Origin of the sequence: Streptomyces bugieae (assembly GCF_036352915.1) — a bacterium.
GTDB classification, from domain to species: domain Bacteria; phylum Actinomycetota; class Actinomycetes; order Streptomycetales; family Streptomycetaceae; genus Streptomyces; species Streptomyces endophytica.
Genome location: NZ_JAZBJP010000001.1, coordinates 257,617 through 279,689 on the forward strand (window position 1 = coordinate 257,617; position 22,073 = coordinate 279,689).

The following is a 22,073-nucleotide window of genomic DNA, read 5'->3' on the forward strand; positions in this document are numbered from 1 at the left end:
GCGGAATTTCTCTACCTCGGGATGCACGGCATCGAACGTAGCAGCGGTGGCGGACTCGCACTCGCGCGAGCCCCCTCGTCTCCTTGGGCGACGCCATGATCAGCCGCCCACAAGGGCAGACCCGCGCGAGCGCGAAAATAGTAGCCATGTACATAGTAGCCATGTACTGTATCCGGCATGAGTTCAGCAGCCGAGGACGCTACGGCCGGGTTCCTGGTCTGGCGGTTGTCGATGAAGTGGCGGGTGGCCGTCGACCGGGCGGTCGCGCCGCTGGGCCTGACCCATGCCCAGTACGCGCTGATGGCATCGCTGCACGGCATGGGACGCTCCGGACTGCGGCCCAGCCAGCGTCAGCTCGCCGACACCACCGGGCTCGAAGCGCTGTACGTCTCCAAGCTCGCCCGCGCCCTGGAGGCCGCCGGACTCGTCGCCCGCAGCCGGGACCCGAACGACCCGCGCGCCATGCAGCTGTCGCTCACCGAGCAGGGGCGCGACGTCACCCGCCGCGCGATCAAGGTGGTCCAGGGCCTGCTGGACCAGTTGTTGGAGCCGCTCGGCGGACAGGGCAGCCCGCGCACCCGGCAGTTCACCCGCGAGTTGGCGACCCTGCTCGACGCACCTCTTGATCTCCACACCGAGAACGACAAGGAGCAGTCATGACCACCACCGCACCTCCGGTCAACGGCCGGGTCATAGCCCTGGCGCACTATGCCGGGCGGGCCCTCGTGGAGGGCGTGATGGCCCGCCACGACGCCACGTTCCACCAGAGTGTGACGCTCCGGGCGGTCGTGACCGCGGGCGAGTCCATCGGCCGGGACGAGCTCGTCGGGGACGTCACCGGTTCGCTGAAGATCGAGGAGTCGGTGGTGCGTGCCGTCATCGAGGAGCTGGTGGCCGCGAAACTGCTGGAAGAGGACCCGGCGAAGGCGTTCCGGTTGCGCCTCACGGACGCCGGACGGGAGCTGTGCGAGAGCACCGCCGCCGAGACCGCCGAGATCTCCGCCCGGCTGTACGCCGGCATTCCCGCCGAGGACCTGGCGATCGCGGGCCGCGTGCTGGCACTGGTCACGGAGCGCGCTGATGCCGAATTGGCTGGCGTCTGAGTTCCGTTTCGCCCCACACGATCGGAACGCCACTTGATGGGTGGGTGGGCCCTGCCGGCGGCGGGACGGGCCTCACGCCGCCTCTCCTGCCGCCGCTCATGGCGAGATGGTGCCACCGGCGACTACGCGGCAAGGGCGGCGGGCTCTCCCAGATGGAACGCCGCCGTGCGCCATGCGGCCGTCACCGCGGTCCTCGCCGCGGCCGTGCGTGCGCGGCGGTCACCGGTCAGCTCCACCGGCGCTCCCACATGGACGTGCATCGCGGGCCGCCGCAGTGGCGCGGTGGCCAGGCCGGCCACCTGCTTGGCGGCACTGCCCGAGACCAGTCGGCGCGCACCCGCCTGCCCCACCGGCACCACCGGCGCGCCGGTGCGCTCCGCCAATCTGGACAGGCCGCTGCGGAACGCCGCCGGAGCGGCCTCGGCGGCATCCCTTCGCCGCGGCAGACCGCCTTCCGCGTAGATCAGGACCAACCGGCCCCGCTCCAGGGCCCGTGCCGCGGTTTCCAACGCGGCGGCGGCGCGCCGGTCACCCCGGTGGACGGGAATGTGCCCTTCACGGCTCAGGACGCGGCCGAGCAGCGGAATGCGCCACAGACCGGCCGCCGCCATGATGAGTGGTTCGGCGCCCAGGCGATGCAGGGCGGCGAGCACGACCGCAGGGTCCGCCAAGGACGTGTGATTGGCGACGATCAGGGTGCCGGGAGAGAACGCGGCGCCGGAGTCGGCGGTCACGGACAGACGGCCGAAGACGGGCACCAGCGTGTCGGCGATGCGGCTGAGCAATGGGGGTCTCCCGGCTGCTGGACGGTACGGACCCTCATCGTCGCCGTTGGGCACCGCACTCGCGTGAGTCGCCGTACTCATCCTGGCCGCGGTGGGTCCACACCGGTACGCTTCGGCGTCGGCCTCGACGCGATCAAGGTTGCAGGGTTCGCGAACGCTGCGCTAGCGTGTTCGATGTCTGTAATCGGCATAGAGGAGTGGCGAGAAGCCAAGCGACTTGCGAAGGACCGCGATCGACATGTCCGTTGAGGACTGATCGACGGTTGAGAGGGCCGAAGAAGGCCGGAGTCGGACAGAGGATCCGACCACCCCATCTCCGCTGCTGAACAAGCGGCGTTCTTCCACGAGTTCGTTACGCGTACTCCCACTTCGGGCGATGCTCCCTACCGCGGCGTCGCTCCTCGATTACAAGGATTCCCCCGTGGCTTCCCGCTCTCCCGAGCCTGCCGTCGACGCCCCCGCAGCGCCTGCCGCGCCGGCCAAGACCCACGCCGTCGTCCTCACCCTGATGGTGACGGTCTTCCTGTCCCTGCTGGACTCCCAGATCGTCGCCACGGCGCTGCCGCGCGTGGTCAACGACCTGGGCGGGATGGACCAGTTCGCCTGGGTCACCACCGGCTACCTCATCGGCGGTAGCGCCGCCGTCCCCGTCCACGGCAAGCTCGGCGACCTGTTCGGACGCAAGCGCGTCTTCATCACCTCCGTCGTCGTCTTCCTGCTCGGATCCGCCCTGTGCGGTCTCGCCCAGACGATGGGCCAGCTCATCGCCTTCCGTGTGGTCCAGGGCATCGGCAGTGGCGGCCTGTTCATCTCCGTGCTCGCGATCCTCGGCGAGATGTTCTCCCCGCGCGAAGGCGTCCGGTACTACGGCTGGCTCTCCCTCACCTTCGGCGTCGCCTCCCTGGCCGGCCCCACACTCGGCGGCGTCCTGACCGAACTGGCCGACTGGCGTTGGGTGTTCTTCGTCAACCTGCCCATCGGCGCGGTGATCCTCCTGGTCCTCTCCACACTGCTTCACCTGCCCGCCCGCCGCCGGAAGGCCCACATCGACTACACGGGCGTGGTCCTTCTCGTCCTGGCGATCGTCGGCCTCAACCTGCTCACCGGCTGGGCCGGCGTCAGCTACGCCTGGAGCTCCCCGGTCATCATCGGCCTCGCGGCCGGATCCGCCCTCGCCACGGTGCTCTTCGTCCTGTCGCAGCGCCGGGCGGTCGACCCGGTGGTCCCGTTGCGACTGTTCACCAACCGGACCTTCACCACCGTCGTCATCCTCGGCTTCATCTCGGGGTTCGTCGGTCTCGGCCTCATCAACTACCTGGTGCTGTGGCTGCAGACCGTCCTCACCCTCGATGTCCAGGAATCCGGCTTCGCCCTCACCGCGATGATGCTCGCCGTCGTACTGACCTCCTACGTCAGTGCCAAGGTCATCGGTCGCACCGGCTCCTACCGCTGGTTCCCCGCGCTCAGCATGGTCGTCTTCGCCATCGCCGCGGTGCTGTTCTCCACCGCCGGGCCCTCGACCGGCATCCTGCTCGCCGTCGTCTACATGCTGCTGTTCGGCATCGCCGGCGGCCTCAACACGCAGGCTCTCAGCATCGCCGCCCGCAATACCGCGAGCACGCGGGACATCGGTGCCGTCCAGGGCACCGCGACCCTGCTGCGTCAGCTCGGTACCGCCCTCGGCGTCTCCTTCTTCGCCGCCGTCATGAACAGTCGGCTCGGCACCGGACTCCACGACCGCCTCGGCACATTGGGTGTCCACATCGACAAGGCCGGCTCCCTCTCGCCCGAGGGCGTCGCCCAGCTGTCCGCCCCGCTGCGCCTCGAACTCGCCGGCGTCTACGCGGACTCGCTCCGCTTCATCTTCTACGCGGTCATTCCCCTCGTCCTCATCGGACTCGTGGCCTCGCTCTTCCTCAAGGACGTCAAGCTCGCCGGCGGGCACGCGCCGACCGAGCCGGAAACGTCCTTGGACGCCGAGCCGGCCGGCTCCGTCGACCGCAGCGACTCCTGACTCACCACTCGACGAGTGGACTTCCCGCACGGCGTCCACCGTGCACCCACATCCTCCCGAAGGAGACACCCGTGATTCTGGTTACCGGCGCCACCGGCAACGTCGGCAGCGAACTCGTCGCACAGCTCGCCGCCGAAGGCGTGGCGGTGCGGGCCATGACCCGTTCGCCCGAGAAGGCGAACCTCCCCACCGGCATCGAGGTCGTCGCCGGCGACTTCGACAAGCCGGAAACTCTGCCCGCCGCCCTCGCCGGCGTCGAGCGCGTCTTCGTCGTCCCGCCGGGCTACGGCCCCGAAGGCCCGGTCCAGGAGACCACCCTCGTCGCCGCCGCCCGCAAGGCCGGTGTCAAGCACCTGGTCAAACTGTCCACCAGCGGCGTCGGCTTCGGTGCCACCGACCCGCTCTCCTCCGGCCACCGCGCCGGCGAGCGGGTCGTCCAGGAGTCCGGTATGGAGTGGACCATCCTGCGTCCCGGCACCTTCATGGTCTACCTCCACGGTTACGCCGACACCATCGGCAAGGAGCGGACCATGTATGTCACGGAAGGCGACCCGGTCTCGGCCATGATCCACCCACGGGACATCGCCTCCGTGGCCGCCAAGGTCCTCACCGCCTCCGGCCACGAGAGCCGGGCCTACACCCTGACCGGCGGCGAAGCCCTCAGCCCGCAGCGGCAGGGCGAGATCATCGGCGAGGCCCTCGGCCGGCAGATCAAGGTCGTCGAGCGCACCACCGCCGAAACCCAGGCAGAATTCGACCGCCTCGGCTGGGGCGGCCCGCGCCTCGATGCCCTTCTGGAGCTCAAGCGCCAGTCGGCCGCCTGGGACTGGAAGATCTCCGACTCCGTCCAGAAGATCACCGGCACAGCGCCGCTGACCCTGCGCACATGGGTGGACGAGAACCTCCACATCTTCCGCTGAGCCGGGCCCGGCACGAACGGTTCCCGGCCCAGGAAGGGCCGGGAACCGTTCGGATCAAGGTGGCATCCTGGCCCGCATGGAACCGATCGATCCCTCCCTCGCCGATGCCGAACTGGCCGCCTTCGTCAGGGCCGTTCGGCAGGACCCCGGACTCCCCGCGCGTGCCGTGGGCGCGACGGAGTTGCGGCGTGCCCAACGGCTCCGCGTCGACGCCCGGCCGGTGGGCCCCGAGGTCGCCCATGTCGAGGATCTCGCGGTCGGCGCGGCTGCCGTGCGGGCCCGCCGCTACCGGCCTTCGGTGGCGGTCCGGGCGCTGGTGGTGTTCCTTCATGGGGGGATGTGGACGATCGGGGATCTGGAGTCGCACGACCGGCTGTGCCGCCGCTTGGCACTCACGACCGATACGGCGGTGCTGAGCGTCGACTTCCGCCGGGCTCCGGAGCACCCGTGGCCGGCTGCCGTCGATGACTGTGTGGATGCCATCCGGTGGGCAGCGGCCGACGGAGGTGCCAGCAGCGGGATCGCCGGCCCGATCGTCGTCATGGGTGACAGCTCCGGCGGGAACCTCGCCGCGCTCGCCTGTCTGCGCCTGCGCGACGAGGGCGGACCGCTGCCGGCCGCCCAGATCCTGGCATATCCCAACACCGATCTGACCCTCTCCTGTCCCAGCGCGCGGTCGAAGGCCACTGGTTGGGGCCTGGCGACCGACGATGTCGCGTGGGGGGCCGAGCAATGGGTCCCCGACCCGTCGCGGCGCGCCGATCCCGGTGTCAGCCCGCTGTACGCCGCCGACCTCAGCGGGCTGCCGCCCGCGGTTGTCATCACCGCGGAGCACGATCCCCTCCGGGATGAGGGCGACGCCTATGCCGCCCGGTTGGCCGCCGCGGACGTTCCGGTCAGACACCGCTGCGAGGCCGGACTGGTCCACGGATTCCTCACCCTCGACACCCTCTCCCCCGCCGCCGCGACGGCCGGAGGCCGGGTCTTCGCGGACATCACCGATCTGCTCGACCAGGTCAGCTGACGCTTCGCCGGCGGTCCCGGTCCCCGGCGCGACGAACTCCCACTCACCGGGAAAGGACGGTGTCGCCTCCGGGCCCGGGAGCGGCAGGCTCCGGGGCGGCCCCTGTCGGCGGGACACGGGGCTCCTTCCGAGCGTCCGCAACCAGGAGGACCGCTGATGTCCGTCGATCTGACAGGAAAGGTCGCGCTCGTCACCGGCGCGGCACGCGGGATGGGCGAGGCCGAGGCACGGTTGTTCGCCGCCCTCGGGGCGAAGGTCGTCCTGACCGACGTACGGGAAGCCGAGGGCCGGGCGGTGGCCGCGTCCCTCGGCTCCGCCGCCCGGTTCGTGCGGCACGACGTGACCGACGAGAAGTCCTGGGAGGCTGCCGTGGCCGCCGCCGTGGACGGCTTCGGCCGGCTCGACGTACTCGTGAACAACGCCGCGATCTACACCACCTCGCCCATCGTGGCGGAGGACCCGGCCCGGCTGGAGGCGCTCCTGCGGGTCAACCTGATCGGCCCGTTCCTCGGCGTCCGCGCCGTCGCCGCGGCGATGAAGGCCGGTGGCGGCGGGTCCATCGTCAACATCTCCTCGCAGGCCGGCCTGCAGGGCATCTGGGGGCACGGCGCGTACGGGGCCGCGAAGTGGGGATTGCGGGGGCTCACCAGGACGGCCGCGCTGGAGCTCGGCGCGGACGGCATCCGCGTCAACTCCGTCCACCCCGGGGCCATCGCCACGGCGATGACCGCCCACTTGGGGACCACCAAGCACCCGGGCGCTCCGCTCGGGCGGGTGGGAGAGCCCGAGGAGGTCGCCCGTCTCGTCGCGTTCCTCGCCTCCGATGAGGCGTCGTACCTGTCCGGCGCCGAGCTTGCGGTGGACGGCGGGGCGTCCGCGGGACGCATGCCGGTCTTCGGGCACAAGGGGGTGGACGCATGACCCGGCCCCGTCCCGAGGTCCAGGCGGTGATCGACCTGGCCACCGCCAACTTCCCAGCACTGGGGACGGAGATGACGGACATCGGCGAGGTGCGGGCCTTCTTCGCCGCCCGGCCCACCCCCGCGGTCTCGCCGGTCGCCGTGGCCCGCGTGCGGGACCAGGATGCGGACGGGGTGCCCGTGCGCGTCTATCACGGCAGCGCTCACGAGAGCGCGCCGGTGGTCCTGTTCTGCCACGGCGGCGGCTTCGTCCTGTGCGACCTCGACAGCCACGACGGCTTCTGCCGGGCGATCGCGGACGCCACGGGCGCGGTCGTCGTCTCCGTGGACTACCGCCGCGCCCCCGAGCACCCCTTCCCCGCCGCTCCGGAGGACGCGTACACGGCTCTGCTGTGGGCGGCGACGACGTTCCCCGGCCGTCGGATCGCCGTCGCCGGGGACAGCGCGGGCGCCAACCTCGCCACGGTGCTGACCCTGCTCTCCCGTGACCGGGGCGGGCCGGGGATCGCCTTCCAGGCGCTCTACTACCCGATGCTCGACCCCGCCCGCTCCCGGCCCTCGCACCGCGCGAACGGCCGGGGGTACTTCCTCACCGCCGACCATCTGCGCTGGTACTGGGACCGGTACCTGCCGGCACCCGCAGACCGGACTGCGCCGTATGCCGCTCCCCTGGCCTGCACCGATCTGTCCGGGCTGCCGCCGGCGTACGTCGTCACCGCCGGTTTCGACCCCCTGCGGGACGAGGGCCTGGCCTACGCGGAGGCCCTCACCGCGGCCGGGGTCCCGGTGGAGGCCCACCACTACGCCGGGATGTTCCACGGCTTCCTGTCCATGGCCGCCGCGCTGCCCGAGGCGGCCGCGGCCTGCGAAACCGCTTTCACCGCGCTGCGCGGGGCACTTGAGGTGGACTGACCGCCCGGACGACGGGCGTGCGCATGCGCGCCCCGCCCTCACGAGAGACGGTGAGGGCGGGGCGCACCGCTGTGCCGGAGGCCCACCAGGCACATCTCAGCGTCAGTTCCTGATCAGGTCGAACCCCCTGTACCCCTGGTCCGCCACGTCCGCGATGATCTCCCCGTATGCCCCGAGCCCGCCGATGAAGGGCATGAACACCCGTGGCTTTCCGGGGATGTTGGCCCCGAGGTACCAGGAGTTCGCCGAGGGGTACAACGTCGTGGCCGCCCGCTCGCGGCATTCCGTGACCCACTGTTCGACGGACTCCTCGCGCGCCTCGATCGCGAGGTAGCCATGGGCATCGAGGTGGCGCAGGCAGTCGGTGAGCCAGTCACCGTGCTGCTCGGCGCAGAGGACCACGTTGGCCAGGACGGACGGGCTGCCGGGCCCGGTGAGGTTGAACAGGTTCGGGAAGCCGTTGACCGCCAGGCCCAGGTAGGTGCGCGGGCCCTCCCGCCAGACGTCCGTGAGCTTCCGGCCGTCGCGGCCGCGCACGTCGATCCGGTCGACCGCGCCGGTCATCGCGTCGAAACCGGTCGCGAACACGATCGCGTCCAGCTCCACCACGGTGCCGTCCGCCAGCACGATCCCGGCGCCGTCGATCCGTTGGATCGGGTTCTCGCGCAGGCTGACCAGGCGCACGTTGTCGCGGTTGAACGTCGCGTAGTAGTCCGAGTCGGTGACGATCCGCTTGGTGCCGATCGGGTGGTCGGTGGGGACCAGGAGGTCGGCGACCTCCGGGTCGTCGATGAGGACGCGGACCTTCTCCTCCCAGAACGCGCGCGCCGCCTCGTTGGCCTTCAGATCCGACAGCTGGTCCGGGAAGGTCTTCGCGTACAGCACGCCCCCCAGTTCCCAGCGCCGGGCGAACGCGGCCCGGCGCTCGCGCTCGGACACCTCGAACGCCCTGGACGCGTGCGCCATGTGCGGCGAGCCGCCGCCGCTGAGCCGGGACAGCCGCCGCCGCTCGGCGTAGCCGGCCTTCTGCCGCCTGCGCGCCTCGTCGTCCAGGGGCTCGTTGCCGGCCGGGATGCTGTAGTTGGCGCTGCGCTGGAAGACGGTCAGGTGCGCGGCCTGCTCGGCGATCAGCGGGATGGACTGTATGCCGGAGGAACCGGTGCCGATCACCCCGACGCGCAAGCCGGTGAAGTCCACGCTCTCGTGCGGCCATTCACCGGTGTGGTACGTGGCGCCGGCGAACTCGCCGGCCCCCGGGATGTCCGGTAGATGGGTGCGGGAGAGGCAGCCGACGGCGAACACGCAGAACCGGGCCGACACCACCTGGCCGCGGTCCGTGCGCACCGTCCAGCGCAACGTCTCCTCGTCCAGCTCGACCGAGGTCACCGAGGTGGCGAAGGTGTAGCTGCGGCGGAGGTCGAAGCGGTCGGCGACATGGCGCAGATAACGCATGATCTCCGGCTGGGCGGCGTACTTCTCGCTCCAGTCCCACTCCTGCTGGAGGTCCTCGTCGAAGGAGTACGAGTAGTCGACGGACTCCACGTCGCAGCGGGCGCCCGGGTAGCGGTTCCAGTACCAGACACCGCCCACGTCGTCCCCGCGCTCGAAGCCCCGTACGCGGTAGCCGAGGCCGCGCAGTCTGTGCACGGCGTACAGGCCGGTGACGCCTGCTCCGACGACCATGACGTCGACGGACTCGGTGCTGCTGTTGCTGTCGATCACGTGCGTGTCTCCTCGTCCAGGGGGTGTCCGGCGGAGCGCACCAGCCGTCGCAGGGCACCCTTGTCGACCTTCCCCGCCGCGTTGTGCGGGAGTGCGGTCACGGAGTGGAAGGCGCGGGGGGCCTTGAAGTTGGCGAGGCGCTCCCGCGTGTACGCGGTCAGTTCCGCCGCGTCGATCCGGGCCCCGGCCGCCGGCACGCAGTACGCGACGCCGACCTCCCCCAGTCGCCCGTCCGGCGTGCCCACGACCGCCGCGTCCACGACGGCCGGATGGCCGCGCAGCACCTGCTCCACCTCTGCGGGGTACACGTTGAACCCGCCCACCACGAACATGTCCTTGAGCCGGTCGGTGATCCGCAGGAACCCACGCTCGTCCAGCACGCCGACATCCCCGGTGTGCAGCCAGCCGTCCGCATCGACGGCCTCGGCGGTGGCTTCGGGGTCGTCGAGATAGCCGTGCATCACATGGTGGCCGCGGGTGAGGATCTCGCCGGGTTCCCCGGGTGGTGCGTCGATGCGCAGTTCGGTGCCCTCCAGGGCGGTTCCGCAGGTACGGGCCAGGGTCCGCGGGGACTCGTGCGGTGCGCAGATCGTCACCACGCCCGTCGACTCGGTCAGTCCGTATGCGGTGCTGACGTGCCGCGCGCCGAGGAACGTCCGTATCTGCTCGATGAGTTCGGTGGGGATGTTCGCCGCGCCCGTGACGGCCCGCCGCATCGAGGTCAGGTCGTACGCCTCGCGTCCGGGGTGGTGGATGAGCGAGGTGAAGACCGTGGGCGCGCCGGTCAGGACGGAGATCCGCTCGGCCTGCATCCGGCCCAGGACCGTCTCCGCGTCGAAGACCTGCTCCGGGACGATCGTGGCCCCGTACAGCAGGCAGGCGAGGATGCCTGCCTTGTAGCCGAAGGTGTGGAAGAACGGGTTGACCAGGAGGTAGCGGTCGCCCCGTCGGAGGGTGACCGCGCGGGCCCAGGCGTCGTAGACGCGCAGGTTCTGCTCATGGGTGGTGGGCACGCCTTTGGGGCGGCCGGTGGTACCGGAGGTGAAGAGGATGTCGGCGGGGTCGGTGGGGGTGACGGCGTTGGTGCGGGCCAGCCGCTCCGCCTCAGTCACCCGCTCCGCACCCGCCAGGAACCGGTCCCAGTCCGAGTCGTGCAGGGCCACCGTCCGCTCCAGCAGGGGCAGTTCCTCCCCTGAGTCTGCGAGCAACGCGCGGTAGTCCGTGCCCAGGAAGTCGTGCTCGGTCAAGAGCAGACGGGCGCGGGAGCGGCGCAGGATGTCTGCGGCCTCGGCCGCCTTGTAGCGGGTGTTCACCGGAACCAGCACCCCACCCGCCGCCACGGCACCCAGCGCGGCCACCACCCAGCGGGCACTGTTGGGCGCCCACACGGCGACCGGGTCGCCGGGACGCACCCCCTGCGCGATCACCGCGCGTGCCGTCCGGGCGACCCGCTCGCGCAGTTCCGCGAACGTCCAGCGGTCCGCGCCGAAGACGAGGGCCTCCCCCTCCCCGTACCGCTCCGCGGCCCAGTCCACGAGCCGGGCGACCGTCCGTGCGCCACTGCTCATCGATGATTCCTCCCCACCGGCCCCATGTCCCACCTCAGCTGCTCACCGGCCGGTGAGTTGCTGGACCGTCGGGCCGGTGGTCCAGCCCCCGTCGACGGCCAGTTCGGCACCGGTGATGTAGGAGGCGGCGTCCGAGAGCAGGAAGGCGACCGCCTCCGCGATCTCGGCGGGCTCGCCGACCCGTGCCATGGGCGTGTGGGGATAGTTGCCCGCACCCGGTGCTATGCCGACGTGGGCGGTCATCGGGGTGTAGATCATGCCGGGGTGGACCGAGTTGACGCGGATCCCGGCCGTGCCCAGCTCCACGGCGCCGACTTTGGTGAGCCCGCGCACGCCCCACTTGGCGGCCCCGTACCCGGAGGTCAGGGCCAGGCCCATCAGCCCCGCCGCGGAGGAGAGGTTGACGATGGAGCCGCTGCCGTTCTCCTTCATCACCGGGATCACCGTCCGCATGCCGATGAAGACACCGATGAGGTTGATGTCGATCACCCGACGGAAGTCCTGGACCGACTGCTGTTCCAGCGGATGGGAACCGCCTGAGATGCCCGCGTTGTTGACCAGCCCGTCGACCCGGCCGAAGGTGGCGACCGCGTGGTCCACGACCTCGCGCCAGCCCTCCTCGGAGGTGACGTCGTGCCGGATGAACCGGGCGTCCGCGCCGAGCTTTTCGGCGTGGGCCCGTCCCTCCTCCTCCAGCACGTCGGTGAGCACCACCCGGGCGCCGGCTTCGACCGCGACCCGGCCGGCCTCCGCGCCGAGCCCCCGCGCCCCACCGGTGATGATCACCGTCTTGCCCTGCAGGTCCGCCGCCATCGGATTCCTCTCGTGTTGGCTTGCCGTGTCTGTGAAGTCGTCGCGTTGTCCGTGAAGTCGTCGCGCCGCCGGCCTCCATCGCCGTGGCCCTGGCCGTCGGCGCTCACATGTGGGTGCCGCCGTCGATGCGGATCTCGGTCCCGGTGATGAAGGCGCCGTCCTGGGACGCCAGCATCGCGACGACGCCCGCCACGGCCTCCGGTCCGGCGAAGCCGGTCTCCGGGTCGGCGAAGCCCTCCCCCACCAGAGCCGGCCTGAGCTTGGCGTACAGGTCCCAGTCGGTGTCCTCGGGCAGGCCCGGGTTGCCGGTCATCCCGCTGGCGATGCTGCCCGGAGCGACGCACACCGCCCGCAGCCCCTGCTTGGCGTACTCGGCCGCGATCGCGTGGGTGAAGGACTGGATGCCGCCCTTCGTCGCCGCGTACGCCGCCATGTACGGGTGGGCGAAGCTCGCCGCGGTGGAGCTGAAATTGACGACCACGCCCTTGCCGGTGGCCAGCAGCGCGGGCAGCGCCTCGCGGGTCACCAGGAAGGTGCCGGTGAGGTTGATCCCGAGGATCGTGTTCCAGAGCTCCAGCGTGGTGGCGTGGGTGTGCGCGGAGCGCAGGATGCCGGCCGCGTTGACCAGCACGTCGAGGCCGCCGAGGTGTGCTGTCGCCCCGCCGACCGCGTTCCGTACGGACGCCTCGTCGGCGATGTCCACGACCGCGGTGGTCAGCCGGTCCGCGTGGCCGGCGGCCAGGGCGGCCGTCTCCTTCAGTCCGGGCTCCGAGACATCGGCGGCCACGACGGCCGCGCCCTCCCGGAGGAGCCGCAGGGCGGTCGCCCGGCCGATGCCGGATCCACCGCCGGTGACCAGGGCCCGCCGTCCTTCGAAGCGCTGCATGGTGTCTGCTCCTTCTCTCAGGTCAGTGCGTGCCGTGGGAACGGGTGTGCGCGATGTGGTGGGCCGCCAGCCAGCTGAAGGTCATGGCGGGGCCGATGGTCGCGCCGGGCCCCGGGTAGGTCTCTCCCATGACCGCGGACGAGACGTTGCCGGAGGCGTACAGGCCGTCGATCGCCGTGCCGTCCTCCCGCAGCACCCGCGCCGTGGCGTCGGTGACCAGGCCGCCCTTGGTGCCGATGTCGCCCGGGTGCACCGGGATCGCGTAGTACGGCCCCTTCTCCAGCGGCGCCAGGTTGGGGTTGGGCAGTGTCGGATCGCCGTAGTAGCGGTCGTAGACGCTGTCGCCGCGGTGGAAGTCCTCGTCGCGGCCGGCGCGGGCGAAGCCGTTGAAGCGGTCCACGGTGGCGCGCAGCCACTCCGGGGCGGCGCCGATCCGTGTGGCCAACTCCTCGACGGAGGCGGCTTTCTTGACGAATCCGGTCTCCAGCCATGGCCTGGGGAACGATTGGCCCGGGAACAGCCCCATGAAGAGGTAGCGGGACTTCGAGGTGGCGTCGAGGATCAGCCAGGACGGCACGGCGGTCGCCTCGGGCCGGTCGTGGGCGTACATCGCGTCGACGAACTCGTGGTACGGGGCGGCCTCGTTGGCGTAGCGCTCCCCCGCCGAGTCGACGATCACCATCCCCGGCACGCCGCGGTCGGCGACGAGGAAGAACGGCTTGCCACCGGGCGGCACCACGGAGGGCGCGCCCCAGACCCGGTCCATCAGGTCGACGGCGGCGCCGGCGGCCAGGCCCAGTTCCAGGCCGTCGCCGGTCTGGCCCTCGGCCGCGGCGCTCCACTCGGTGGAGGTGGGTGCGGGCAGGTACTTCTCGCGCAGCTGCTGGTGGTGCGAGAAGCCGCCCGAGGCGAGGACCACACCCCCGGTCGCGCGGACCGCCAGCTCCCGGTTGCCGAGGGTGACCCGGACGCCGGCGATCCGGCCGTTCTCCTCCACCAGACCGGTCAGCGGTGCGGACAGCCACAGGTCGCCGCCGAGCAGGTCCAGCGAGCGCCGCATCCGGGCGATCAGCGCCTCGCCGAGGGCCAGCGGCTTCTGGCCGGTCAGCAGGGCCTTGACGGCCCGGGCGCCGACCTTGGCCGAGGTCCGCTTGCCGGCCCAGGTGCGCCCGACCATGTTCAGGTGGCGGAAGTCCTTGGAGGTGATGGTCAGTCCGTAGGTGGGCAGCCCCGCCCGGCGCAGGGTGGCACGCTGCTCGGGCGGGAGCTTCTTCAGGTCGAAGATCCGCGGTTCGATGGAGCGGCCCTGGGGGTAGCCGCCGAGCCGCTCGGGGTAGTAGTCGGAGTAGCCGGGCGTGTAGACGAACTGCACGGCCGTGCGGTCGTGGAACTCCCGCACCATGCGCGGTCCGTGCGCGAGGTAGGCGTCCTTGCGGTCGGCGGGGACCCGGTCGCCTACGGTGGCGTCGAGGTAGGCGCGGGCCTTCTCGGGGGTGTCGCCGAGCCCGGCTTCGTCCAGGTGGAAGTTGTTCGGTACCCAGACCGCGCCGCCGGACAGGGCGGTGGTGCCGCCGTAGACGGCGGTCTTCTCCACCACGAGGGCGGTCAGTCCGCGCAGGCGGGCGGTGAGGGCCGCGGCCATTCCCGCCGCGCCGGAGCCGACCACCACCACGTCGTAGGTGTGGTCCCAGGTGTTGTTCATCGCGTCAACCTCGTCGTGTCGGTCCGGCCCGGAGCACGGCGCGCCGGGGCGGTGGCAGGTGGAACGGCGGCCGGATCAGTGGGTGGTGAGTCGGGCGTCGGTGAGGACGGGGGCGTCGTCGCGGTCCGCTGCCGTGGCCGTGAGCCGGTAGCCGGCGCCGCCCTCGTCCCCTTCGGATGCGGCCCAGATGCGCAGCCGCAGGGTCTCGCCGGGGAAGAACACGCCCGCGAAGCGCGTACGGCACGCCGCGATGCGGGTGGCGTCCCCGCCCAGCAGGCGGTCGGTGACGGCCTTGACCGTCATCCCGAAGGTGCACAGCCCGTGCAGGACGGGGCGGTCGTAGCCGGCACGGCGGGCGGTGGCGGGATCGGCGTGCAGCCGGTTCCCGTCACCTGCGAGCCGGTAGAGCAGTGCCTGCTGACGGAGCGTCGGGAGGTCCAGCGACAGGTCGGGTTCCCGGTCCGGTGCGGGGAGACGCTCGGAGGGACCGCGGTCCCCGCCGAACCCGCCCTCGCCGCGGACGAAGATCTGGTTCCGCTGGGTGATCAGCGGCCGGCCGTCCTCGCCGAGGAGGGTGGACTCCTGGACGATGACGGCGGCCGTGCCCTTGTCGTACACGGCCGGGACCCGGGTGATCGTGGTGGCCCGGGCGGCGGCGGGCAGCGGGCGGTGCACGGTGATCTCCTGGCCGCCGTGCAGCGCGGCGGCCAGGTCGATGTCCACGCCCGGCAGGTCGAAGAGCTGGAACCCCACTCCCCCGGTGCCGCCGGCCACCACCCCGAAGGTGGGCAGTACCTGCAGGCCCTGCTCGTGTCCTTCGAAGACGTAGCGCAGCTCGTCGGAGCTGGTCTCGGGGACCCCCGCGCCGAGGGCCAGGTGGTACAGCCGCACCTCGCGCTCGTCCCAGACCGCCGCGGCGCGCACGGGCGGGGCGGAGGTCACCTTCTCGACATCGATCGGCATGGGGGTGGCTTCCTTCTGGGTCGGTTGCACGAGGCCGTGCTCCGTGCGCGTGCGTGCCCGGGGGCGTGTGTGTGCTCGGTGCGCCTGCGTGCTCGGTGCGCGGTGGGCACTCAGGACGCAAACGTGCCGGTGGCGTAGCGGCTGCGGAAGTAGAGCAGCGGTCGCCCGTTCTCCTGGGCGGCGAGGTCGACGACCTCGCCGGTGACGATGGAGTGGTCGCCGGCCTCGTGGACCGCGGCCAGGCGGCAGTCCACGGTGGCCAGGGCGCCGTCGATGAGCACGGTGCCGTGCGGCGAGGTGCGCCAGGGCACGTCCGCGAACTTGTCGGCGCCGCTGCGGCCGAGTGCGGCGCAGGTGTCCCGTTGGTCCTCGGCGAGGATGTTGACGCAGAAGCGGCCACCCCGCTCGATCCTCGGCCAGCTGGTGGAGGTGTTGCCGACGGCCAGCATGACCAGCGGGGGGTCCAGGGAGAGCGAGGCGAAGGACTGGCAGGCGAACCCGACGGGCTCCGCGCCGTCGAGTGCCGCCACCACCGTGATGCCGGTGGCGAAACGGCCGAGGACGTCCCGGAAGCCGGCCGGGTCGATCTGACGGCCCGCCACCCGACTGTCCGTCATCCCTTCCACTGGTGGCCCCAGAAGCTGTCGGCGGTGATCTCCTTGGCCACCCAGGCGGCCGGGTCGACGAGCAGGCCGTCCCAGCCGTACTCGACCTGGAAGCCACCGGGAGCCTGGGCGTAGAACGACACCATGTGGTCGTTGGTGTGGCGGCCGAGGGTGGAGGCGATGGGGATGCCCGCGGCGCTCATCCGGTCCAGGCCGCGGCCCACGTCGTCGAGGGTCTCCAGCTCCACCATGAAGTGCACGATGCCGGGGGGCAGTGCACCGGGGTACAGTCCCAGGCTGTGGTGGCGCCGGTTGGGACTGAGGAAGTGCATCCAGTGGAAGTCCCGTTGCTCGGCGGCCGTGGGGACGGCCTGTGGCGGGAGCTTCATCGAGTCGCGCAGTTGGAAGCCGAGCAGGTTCTCGTAGAAGTCCAGCGCCGCCTCGGCGTCCGACACCGGCAGCACCACGTGGCCCAGGCCGAGGTCGCCGGTGACGAAGCGGTTGCCGTACGGGGTGCCGAGCGCGGTGTGGTCCTGCGCCTGACCCCAGTAGATCTCCAGCGGGTTGCCGCAGGGGTCCGTCAGGTGGATCAGGCCCTGGACGCGGCGCTCGGCGAGTGCGGCGGCGTCGGCGGGCTTGACGGCGACGCCCGCCGCCTCCAGCTCCTGGGCCGCCCGGGCGAGTGCGGCGGCGTTCGCCACCTCCCAGCCGGCCGCCAGCAGCCGGTCACTCCCGCCGGCCTGGATGACGATGCGGTGGCAGCGGTCGTCCAGGCGCAGGCAGAGGGTGTCCTCGGTGGTGCCGGGGGCCTCCACCAGGCCGAGGATGTCGAGCGCGTAGGTGCGCCACTCGGCGAGCTTGGTGGTCTCCAGGCGCAGGTAGCCGAGAGCACGGATGTCCATGGTCAGCCTTTCGTCGGTCAGTGGGAGAAGAAGTCGAGGGCGAGGCGGTTGAACTCGTCGGCCTGCTCGGCCTGGGCCCAGTGGCCGCAGTGCGGGAAGACGTGCAGCCGGGCGTCCGGGATGGTCTTGAGGGCGACCAGCGCGCCGTCGAGCGGATTGACCCGGTCCTCGCGGCCCCAGGTGAGCAGCACCGGCTGGGTGATGCGGTGGGCCTCGCGCCAGAGCATCCAGTCCTCGGCCCAGGCGGGGTTGGCGAAGGCGGCCCCCATCCGGGCGGTGCCCAGCCTGGTGTCGGGGTCGGTGGCCGAGGCCCAGCGCTCCTCGATCAGTTCGTCGGTGACGATCGACTGGTCGTACGCCATGACGCCGAGGAAGGCGCGCAGTTGGTCCTTGGTGGGTTCCGGCGCGGCGTTGAACTCGAAGAGCCGCTTGATGCCCTCGGTCGGGTCCGGGGCGAAGAGGTTGACGGAGATGCCGCCGGGGCCCATGAGCAGCAGTTTGGCGACCTTGTCCGGGTGGTTCAGGGCCATCCGGACGCAGGTTCCGCCGCCGAGCGAGTTGCCGACGAAGTGCGCGCGGTCGATGCCCAGTTCGTCCATCAGCGCGGCAACGGCGTTCGCGCTGTAGCTGAAATAGTCCTTGTCGAGCTCCGGCTTGTCCGAGCGGCCGAAGCAGGGCTGGTCGACCAGCAAGGTGCGGAACTGCCGGACGAAGACGGGGAGGTTGCGACCGAAGTTGCTCCAGGCGGAGGCGCCGGGGCCGCCGCCGTGCAGCATGATCACGACGGGTGCGTCGGGCCGGTTGTCCGGACCGGCCTCGTGGTAGTGGAGGGTGAGCCCCGCCGCTTTGACGGTCCGGGACGTCGACTCGTAGGTGAGCTCTGCCATCTGCGGCGCCTTTCAGGCCATGGTGTCGTGGGTGTCGATGCCGAGCGCGCACTGCCCGTACATGACCAGCGCCCGCTCCGGGTCGTTCGCGGCGTGGCCACGGCCGGTGTGGGCGTCGCGCCAGGCGCGCTGGACCGGGTTGGGGCCGGTACGCATCGCGCTGCCGCCGGCGTTCTCCATCAGCAGGTCGACCGCCGCGACCGCACGCTCGGTGGCCCTCACCTGGTCCCGGCGGGTGCGGATGCGCAGCTCCATCGGGAGCTCCGCCCCGCGCTGGGCCAGGGCGTACATCTCGCCCATGTTGCGGGTCAGTTGGAGCCAGGCCGCGTCGATGTCGCTGGCCGCGCGGGCGATGCGCACCTGCGCGAAGGGGTCCTCGGCGACCTTCTGCCCGTAGGAGACGCGGACGCGCTGCCGGGTGGCCTCGACGTAGGACTCGTAAGCACCCTCGGCGATGCCGACGATCGGGGTGGAGATGGTCGTGGTGAACACACCGGCGTACGGCAGCCGGTACAGCGGCTCGGGGTTGAGCTCGTGGCCGGGCACCTTCAGGGCGGTCACCGGACCGAAGCTGAGCGCCCGGTGGTCGGGGACGAAGACGTCCTCCACCACGACGTCGTTGCTTCCGGTGCCCCGCAGGCCCACGGTGTCCCACACGTCGTCGATGCGGTACTCGGAGCGGGGGATCAGAAAGGTCCGCATGTCCACCGGCCGGCCCTCGCCGTCCGGGACCAGGCAGCCGAGCAGGGCCCACTGGGCGTGGTCGCAGCCGGAGGAGAAGTGCCACCGGCCGGACAGCCGGAAGCCGCCGTCGACCGCTGTCGCCTTGCCGGTGGGCGCGTACGAGGAGGCGATGCGGGTCTTGGGGTCCTGGCCCCACACCTCCTGCTGGGCCCGCGGGTCGTACAGGGCCACGTGCCAGGGGTGGACACCGACCACCGAGGCGACCCAGCCGGTGGAGCCGCACGCCTTGGCGATCTCCTTGACCGCCGAGTAGAAGACCAGGGGGTCGGCCGCCCGGCCACCGAAGGCCTTGGGCTGCAGCAGCTGGAAGAAGCCGGTGTCCGCCAGCTCCTTGACGGAGGTGTCCGGCACCCGGCGCAGCGCCTCGGCCTCGCCCGCGCGCTCGCGCAGACTCGGCGCCAGGGCCCGGATCGCTGCCAGCACATCTTCGGCCATGGGAGCACCCCTTCTCGGTTCGCGGTGGTGGAAGCTGTCGGTGGGGAGGTGGCAGGACCGTACGCTGCGCTCTTCCACGGCGAAATGCGCTGCTCCCACTGAGCGGGAGCAGGAGTCCCTCTCCTTCGGGAGAGGGGGATCAGAGCATGGGGTCCTGGACGTCCAGCCCGAGCGCGTGCCGGCCGGCGAGGACCAGCGCCCGCTCCACGTCGTTGGCCGCCTGCCCGCGTCCGGTGTGCACGTCCCGCCAGGCGCGCTGCACGACGTCGTCGCCGGCGCGCAGGGCACTACCGCCGGCGTTCTCCCGCAGCAGGTCGACCGCCGCGACCGCACGCTCGGTAGCCCTCACCTGGTCCCGACGGGTGCGGACACGCAACTCCATCGGGAGCTCCGCCCCGCGCCTGGCGAGGGCGTACAACTCGGCGACGTTACGGGTCAGTTGGAGCCAGGCCGCGTCGATGTCGCTCGCGGCGCGGGCGATGCGCACCTGCGCGAAGGGGTCCTCGGCGACCTTCGGCCCGTAGGAGACGCGCACGCGCTCGCGGACCGTCGCGACATGATCCTCATACGCGCCCTCGGCGATACCGACCATCGAGGTCGCGATGGTGGTGGTGAAGACGGCGGCGTACGGCAGCCGGTACAGCGGTTCGGCGTTGACCTCGTGGCCCGGACATCTCAGTGCGGACATGGGGCCGTAGCCGAGGGTCCGGTGGTCGGGAACGAAGGCGTCCTCGACGACGAGGTCATTGCTGCCGGTGCCGCGCAGACCGACGGTGTCCCACACGTCGTCGATGCGGTACGCGCAGCGGGGAATCAGAAAGGTCCGCATGTCCACCGGCCGACCCTCGCCGTCCGCGAGGAGACCGCTGAGCAGGGCCCACTGGGCGTGGTCGCAGCCGGACGAGAAGTGCCACCGGCCGGACAGCCGGAAGCCGCCGGCGGCCGGGGTGACGGTCCCGGTGGGGGCGTACGAGGAGCAGATCCGGGCGGAGCGGTCCTCGCCCCACACCTCCTCCTGCGCCCGCGGGTCGAAGAGGGCCAGATGCCAGGGGTGCACACCGACGACCGAGGCGACCCAACCGGTCGCACCGCAGGCCTTGGCGATCTCCTTCACCGCGGCGTAGAAGACGGCCGGGTCGGCGGCGAGCCCTCCGTACGCCCGGGGCTGCAGCAGCCGGAAGAAGCCGGCGTGCTCCAGCTCCTTGACGGAGGTCCCGGGCACGCGGCGCAGCGCCTCGGTCCCGGCCGCCCGCGCGCGCAGGGCGGGGGCGAGTTCACGGACCGCGGCAAGTACACGGTCCTCGCGCACGCGCATCCCTCTCAAGTCGTCCTCAGGTCGTCAGGGCGTCCTCAAGTCGTCAGGCCCGCAGGTCGTCAGGTCCGCAGGTCGCCCTGGGGTGACGGGAGGGAACCTACGCGTTACCGTTCCGAAACGGAACACCCTCTTCCCGACAGCCGGAATCCACTGCAGCATCCATCCCATACCGGAGATTACGGCCGCAGCCAGGGGCTGGCCCGGCCGTCCGTGTGGGAGGTGCCGTTGACGACGCATGCCGTCGAGTCCGAAGGTCCGCCGCTGTCCCTGCTGGAGAAGGCGGCGAAGGTACTGAGCGCGTTCCAGACCGCACAGCCCCGGCTCACCCTGACCGAGGTCGTCCAGCGCTCCGGTCTCCCCCGGTCCTCCGCGCACCGCATCCTCGACCAGCTGGTGCAGCAACGCTGGCTGGAGCGGGAGGGCCGCGACTACCGCCTCGGCATCGGCATGCTGGAACTGGGCGCCATGGCCGCCCACCACAACCGGCTGCGCCGGGCGGCGCTGCCGCATCTGCACGCGCTCCACGAGTCCACCGGCCACCTGGTGCACCTCACGGTGCTCGACGGCACCGAGGTGGTCTATCTGGAGCGGATCGGCGGATCGCACGACCACGGCGTGCCGTCGCGAGTGGGCGGGCGGCAGCCGGCGTACTGCACGGCGGCGGGCAAGGCGATCCTGGCCTTCAGCGACGCCACGCTGGTCGAGCCGGTGATCCGGCACGGGCTACGGCCACGCACCCCGCGCACCATCACCCGCCCCGAGTCCTTCCGCGGCGAGCTGGCGAGGGTACGGGAGCGCGGCGTCGCGTTCGACTACGAAGAGGGGTTCCAGGGGGTCTTCTGCGTGGCCGCACCCCTGCGCGGCGCGGGTCGGGCGATCGCCTCGATCTCGGTCTGCGGCAACGGCGCCCATCGGGAGCTGGAACGGATCGCGCCCGCCGTACTCGGCTGCGCCCGGTCGGTGTGGCAGGCGATGTTCGGGCCGGGCCGGCGCACGAGGAAGCGGACGGAGTCGACCCCGCCCCTGCCCACGGCCGGCGTTCCACAGCCCGCGATGGACAACATGATGTCCTGGCTGCGCTTCAGCGAGTGGATGTGACGCTGACGTGCCCGGTGGATCCCGGCAGGACACCGGGGCAGCACCACCGACGTGGCTGGGCCCACGTGGCCTCTGCCTCTGACCACGTCGGCCAGGTGACCCCGAAGATCAGCGTTAGCGCGGCGCCGACGATCACCCTCGGGTGGAAAGCTGGGGCGTGAGCAGCTCCAGCGCCTCCTCCCAGCGGAAACCTTCGGCCGCGCCGCCGGCCTTGGGCCCGTGAGGCTCGTACGAGCCGATCAGGATGCCCATCTCGCGCAGCCGCGCCAGGCTCTGACGGTACGCGGGGTGGGCGGCCTGGGCCGAGTTCAGACACGGCAGGACGGCGGTGGGGATGCCGAGGCCGTACGCCTCGCACAGGATGCCCACCGCGAGGGTGTCGGAGATCCCCGCGGCCCATTTGTTGATGGTGTTGAAGGTGGCCGGGGCCACCGCGATCACATCCGCCGGCGGCAGCGGGCGGGGCTCGCCGGGTGCACGCCAGGCGGAACGGATCGGGTAGCCGGTCTGCGCCTCGACGGCCTGGACATCTATGAAGCCGAGCGCTTGCGGCGTAGCGACAACACCGACGTCCCAGTGCCTCTCCTGGGCGGCGGTGATCAACTTGCCGACATCCCCGGCGATGCCGGCTGCACACACCACGACGTACAGGAACGGCTTCTTGGGCTGTGCGGGCTCATCATTCACGCGGAACTCCCGGTTGGCGGCTGAAGTGTGCAGTTCGGACTCAGGAGTACGCCACGTCCGGCCCACCC

21 protein-coding genes are annotated in these 22,073 nt (G+C 71.5%); 8 read left to right on the top strand and 13 right to left on the bottom strand.

All coding sequences use genetic code 11. The annotated features are described in order from the left end of the window. Window positions 1–177 precede the first annotated feature (177 nt). Together V2J85_RS01295 and V2J85_RS01300 are read left to right on the top strand one after the other, a co-directional pair. On the top strand, window positions 178–660 hold the full coding sequence (locus tag V2J85_RS01295) for a MarR family winged helix-turn-helix transcriptional regulator (protein ID WP_261953552.1): 483 nt from the start codon (window positions 178–180) through the stop codon (window positions 658–660). Continuing rightward, a complete protein-coding gene (locus V2J85_RS01300) occupies window positions 657–1,103 on the top strand; it encodes a MarR family transcriptional regulator (protein ID WP_261953551.1) in 447 nt (148 codons plus the stop codon). The genes V2J85_RS01295 and V2J85_RS01300 overlap by 4 nt, the downstream gene beginning before the upstream one ends. Window positions 1,104–1,225: 122 nt before the next feature. Here V2J85_RS01300 and V2J85_RS01305 read toward each other — a convergent pair whose 3' ends face one another. After that, window positions 1,226–1,888 (bottom strand): lysophospholipid acyltransferase family protein, encoded by a 663-nt coding sequence (locus V2J85_RS01305; protein ID WP_330820353.1) that lies wholly within the window; start codon window positions 1,886–1,888, stop codon window positions 1,226–1,228. A gap of 421 nt (window positions 1,889–2,309) precedes the next feature. Here V2J85_RS01305 and V2J85_RS01310 point away from each other — a divergent pair, with 421 nt between their 5' ends. From V2J85_RS01310 to V2J85_RS01330, 5 genes are all read left to right on the top strand, one after another. Further along, window positions 2,310–3,902 (top strand): MDR family MFS transporter, encoded by a 1,593-nt coding sequence (locus V2J85_RS01310; protein ID WP_330820354.1) that lies wholly within the window; start codon window positions 2,310–2,312, stop codon window positions 3,900–3,902. A gap of 71 nt (window positions 3,903–3,973) precedes the next feature. Next, window positions 3,974–4,822 (top strand): SDR family oxidoreductase, encoded by an 849-nt coding sequence (locus tag V2J85_RS01315; RefSeq protein WP_261953548.1) that lies wholly within the window; start codon window positions 3,974–3,976, stop codon window positions 4,820–4,822. 76 nt (window positions 4,823–4,898) lie between these two features. Continuing rightward, a complete protein-coding gene (locus V2J85_RS01320) occupies window positions 4,899–5,846 on the top strand; it encodes an alpha/beta hydrolase (RefSeq protein ID WP_330820355.1) in 948 nt (315 codons plus the stop codon). 156 nt (window positions 5,847–6,002) lie between these two features. Next, window positions 6,003–6,767 (top strand): glucose 1-dehydrogenase, encoded by a 765-nt coding sequence (locus tag V2J85_RS01325; protein ID WP_261953546.1) that lies wholly within the window; start codon window positions 6,003–6,005, stop codon window positions 6,765–6,767. Continuing rightward, window positions 6,764–7,678 carry an alpha/beta hydrolase gene (locus tag V2J85_RS01330; protein WP_330820356.1) on the top strand — a complete coding sequence of 305 codons (915 nt, stop codon included), beginning with the start codon at window positions 6,764–6,766 and terminating at the stop codon, window positions 7,676–7,678. Before V2J85_RS01325 ends, V2J85_RS01330 begins: the two co-directional genes overlap by 4 nt. A 102-nt stretch (window positions 7,679–7,780) precedes the next feature. Here the strand turns inward: V2J85_RS01330 and V2J85_RS01335 are convergent, their stop codons facing one another. The 11 genes from V2J85_RS01335 to hsaA (V2J85_RS01385) form a co-directional block, all read right to left on the bottom strand. Beyond that, window positions 7,781–9,400, bottom strand: a complete 1,620-nt coding sequence (locus tag V2J85_RS01335; protein WP_330820357.1) for a flavin-containing monooxygenase — start codon at window positions 9,398–9,400, stop codon at window positions 7,781–7,783. Continuing rightward, window positions 9,397–10,968, bottom strand: coding sequence for a FadD3 family acyl-CoA ligase (locus tag V2J85_RS01340; RefSeq protein ID WP_261953543.1), 1,572 nt, complete (start codon window positions 10,966–10,968; stop codon window positions 9,397–9,399). Before V2J85_RS01340 ends, V2J85_RS01335 begins: the two co-directional genes overlap by 4 nt. A 42-nt stretch (window positions 10,969–11,010) precedes the next feature. Beyond that, window positions 11,011–11,781, bottom strand: a complete 771-nt coding sequence (locus V2J85_RS01345; protein ID WP_330820359.1) for a glucose 1-dehydrogenase — start codon at window positions 11,779–11,781, stop codon at window positions 11,011–11,013. A 103-nt stretch (window positions 11,782–11,884) separates the two neighbouring features. Next, window positions 11,885–12,667, bottom strand: a complete 783-nt coding sequence (locus V2J85_RS01350) for an SDR family NAD(P)-dependent oxidoreductase (RefSeq protein ID WP_330820360.1) — start codon at window positions 12,665–12,667, stop codon at window positions 11,885–11,887. A 22-nt stretch (window positions 12,668–12,689) separates the two neighbouring features. Next, entirely contained in the window at window positions 12,690–14,369 is a 1,680-nt protein-coding gene (locus V2J85_RS01355; RefSeq protein ID WP_330820361.1) for an FAD-dependent oxidoreductase, read from the bottom strand. A gap of 75 nt (window positions 14,370–14,444) precedes the next feature. Continuing rightward, complete coding sequence (locus V2J85_RS01360) at window positions 14,445–15,332, bottom strand: MaoC/PaaZ C-terminal domain-containing protein (protein ID WP_330820362.1); 888 nt, start codon at window positions 15,330–15,332, stop codon at window positions 14,445–14,447. 110 nt (window positions 15,333–15,442) lie between these two features. Next, window positions 15,443–15,949 carry a flavin reductase family protein gene (locus V2J85_RS01365; protein ID WP_330820363.1) on the bottom strand — a complete coding sequence of 169 codons (507 nt, stop codon included), beginning with the start codon at window positions 15,947–15,949 and terminating at the stop codon, window positions 15,443–15,445. Further along, window positions 15,946–16,839, bottom strand: a complete 894-nt coding sequence (locus V2J85_RS01370) for a VOC family protein (protein ID WP_330820364.1) — start codon at window positions 16,837–16,839, stop codon at window positions 15,946–15,948. The genes V2J85_RS01365 and V2J85_RS01370 overlap by 4 nt, the downstream gene beginning before the upstream one ends. Before the next feature lie 17 nt (window positions 16,840–16,856). Next, window positions 16,857–17,726 (bottom strand): 4,5:9,10-diseco-3-hydroxy-5,9,17-trioxoandrosta-1(10),2-diene-4-oate hydrolase, encoded by an 870-nt coding sequence (gene hsaD / locus V2J85_RS01375; protein ID WP_330820365.1) that lies wholly within the window; start codon window positions 17,724–17,726, stop codon window positions 16,857–16,859. A 12-nt stretch (window positions 17,727–17,738) separates the two neighbouring features. Beyond that, entirely contained in the window at window positions 17,739–18,905 is a 1,167-nt protein-coding gene (hsaA, locus tag V2J85_RS01380) for a 3-hydroxy-9,10-secoandrosta-1,3,5(10)-triene-9,17-dione monooxygenase oxygenase subunit (RefSeq protein ID WP_261953535.1), read from the bottom strand. A 139-nt stretch (window positions 18,906–19,044) separates the two neighbouring features. After that, window positions 19,045–20,220, bottom strand: a complete 1,176-nt coding sequence (gene hsaA / locus V2J85_RS01385; RefSeq protein WP_330820366.1) for a 3-hydroxy-9,10-secoandrosta-1,3,5(10)-triene-9,17-dione monooxygenase oxygenase subunit — start codon at window positions 20,218–20,220, stop codon at window positions 19,045–19,047. A 219-nt stretch (window positions 20,221–20,439) separates the two neighbouring features. Between hsaA (V2J85_RS01385) and V2J85_RS01390 the strand changes: the two genes are divergently transcribed. Then, the gene (locus V2J85_RS01390) at window positions 20,440–21,318 is read left to right on the top strand and encodes an IclR family transcriptional regulator (protein ID WP_261953533.1); all 879 of its coding nucleotides are present in this window, start codon (window positions 20,440–20,442) and stop codon (window positions 21,316–21,318) included. Between the two features lie 132 nt (window positions 21,319–21,450). Here the strand turns inward: V2J85_RS01390 and V2J85_RS01395 are convergent, their stop codons facing one another. Further along, window positions 21,451–22,005: a flavoprotein gene (locus tag V2J85_RS01395; protein ID WP_261953532.1), complete on the bottom strand. Its 555-nt coding sequence runs from the start codon at window positions 22,003–22,005 to the stop codon at window positions 21,451–21,453. Window positions 22,006–22,073: the final 68 nt, after the last annotated feature.

What these genes read in the sequence shown, in the direction of transcription:
- V2J85_RS01295 (WP_261953552.1), top strand. Translation starts at nt 178, where the DNA reads ATGAGTTCAGCAGCCGAGGACGCTACGGCCGGGTTCCTGGTCTGGCGG.
- V2J85_RS01300 (WP_261953551.1), top strand. Translation starts at nt 657, where the DNA reads ATGACCACCACCGCACCTCCGGTCAACGGCCGGGTCATAGCCCTGGCG.
- V2J85_RS01320 (WP_330820355.1), top strand. Translation starts at nt 4,899, where the DNA reads ATGGAACCGATCGATCCCTCCCTCGCCGATGCCGAACTGGCCGCCTTC.
- V2J85_RS01325 (WP_261953546.1), top strand. Translation starts at nt 6,003, where the DNA reads ATGTCCGTCGATCTGACAGGAAAGGTCGCGCTCGTCACCGGCGCGGCA.
- V2J85_RS01330 (WP_330820356.1), top strand. Translation starts at nt 6,764, where the DNA reads ATGACCCGGCCCCGTCCCGAGGTCCAGGCGGTGATCGACCTGGCCACC.
- V2J85_RS01340 (WP_261953543.1), bottom strand. Translation starts at nt 10,968, where the DNA reads ATGAGCAGTGGCGCACGGACGGTCGCCCGGCTCGTGGACTGGGCCGCG.
- V2J85_RS01345 (WP_330820359.1), bottom strand. Translation starts at nt 11,781, where the DNA reads ATGGCGGCGGACCTGCAGGGCAAGACGGTGATCATCACCGGTGGGGCG.
- V2J85_RS01350 (WP_330820360.1), bottom strand. Translation starts at nt 12,667, where the DNA reads ATGCAGCGCTTCGAAGGACGGCGGGCCCTGGTCACCGGCGGTGGATCC.
- V2J85_RS01355 (WP_330820361.1), bottom strand. Translation starts at nt 14,369, where the DNA reads ATGAACAACACCTGGGACCACACCTACGACGTGGTGGTGGTCGGCTCC.
- V2J85_RS01360 (WP_330820362.1), bottom strand. Translation starts at nt 15,332, where the DNA reads ATGCCGATCGATGTCGAGAAGGTGACCTCCGCCCCGCCCGTGCGCGCC.
- V2J85_RS01365 (WP_330820363.1), bottom strand. Translation starts at nt 15,949, where the DNA reads ATGACGGACAGTCGGGTGGCGGGCCGTCAGATCGACCCGGCCGGCTTC.
- V2J85_RS01370 (WP_330820364.1), bottom strand. Translation starts at nt 16,839, where the DNA reads ATGGACATCCGTGCTCTCGGCTACCTGCGCCTGGAGACCACCAAGCTC.
- hsaD (WP_330820365.1), bottom strand. Translation starts at nt 17,726, where the DNA reads ATGGCAGAGCTCACCTACGAGTCGACGTCCCGGACCGTCAAAGCGGCG.
- hsaA (WP_261953535.1), bottom strand. Translation starts at nt 18,905, where the DNA reads ATGGCCGAAGATGTGCTGGCAGCGATCCGGGCCCTGGCGCCGAGTCTG.
- hsaA (WP_330820366.1), bottom strand. Translation starts at nt 20,220, where the DNA reads ATGCGCGTGCGCGAGGACCGTGTACTTGCCGCGGTCCGTGAACTCGCC.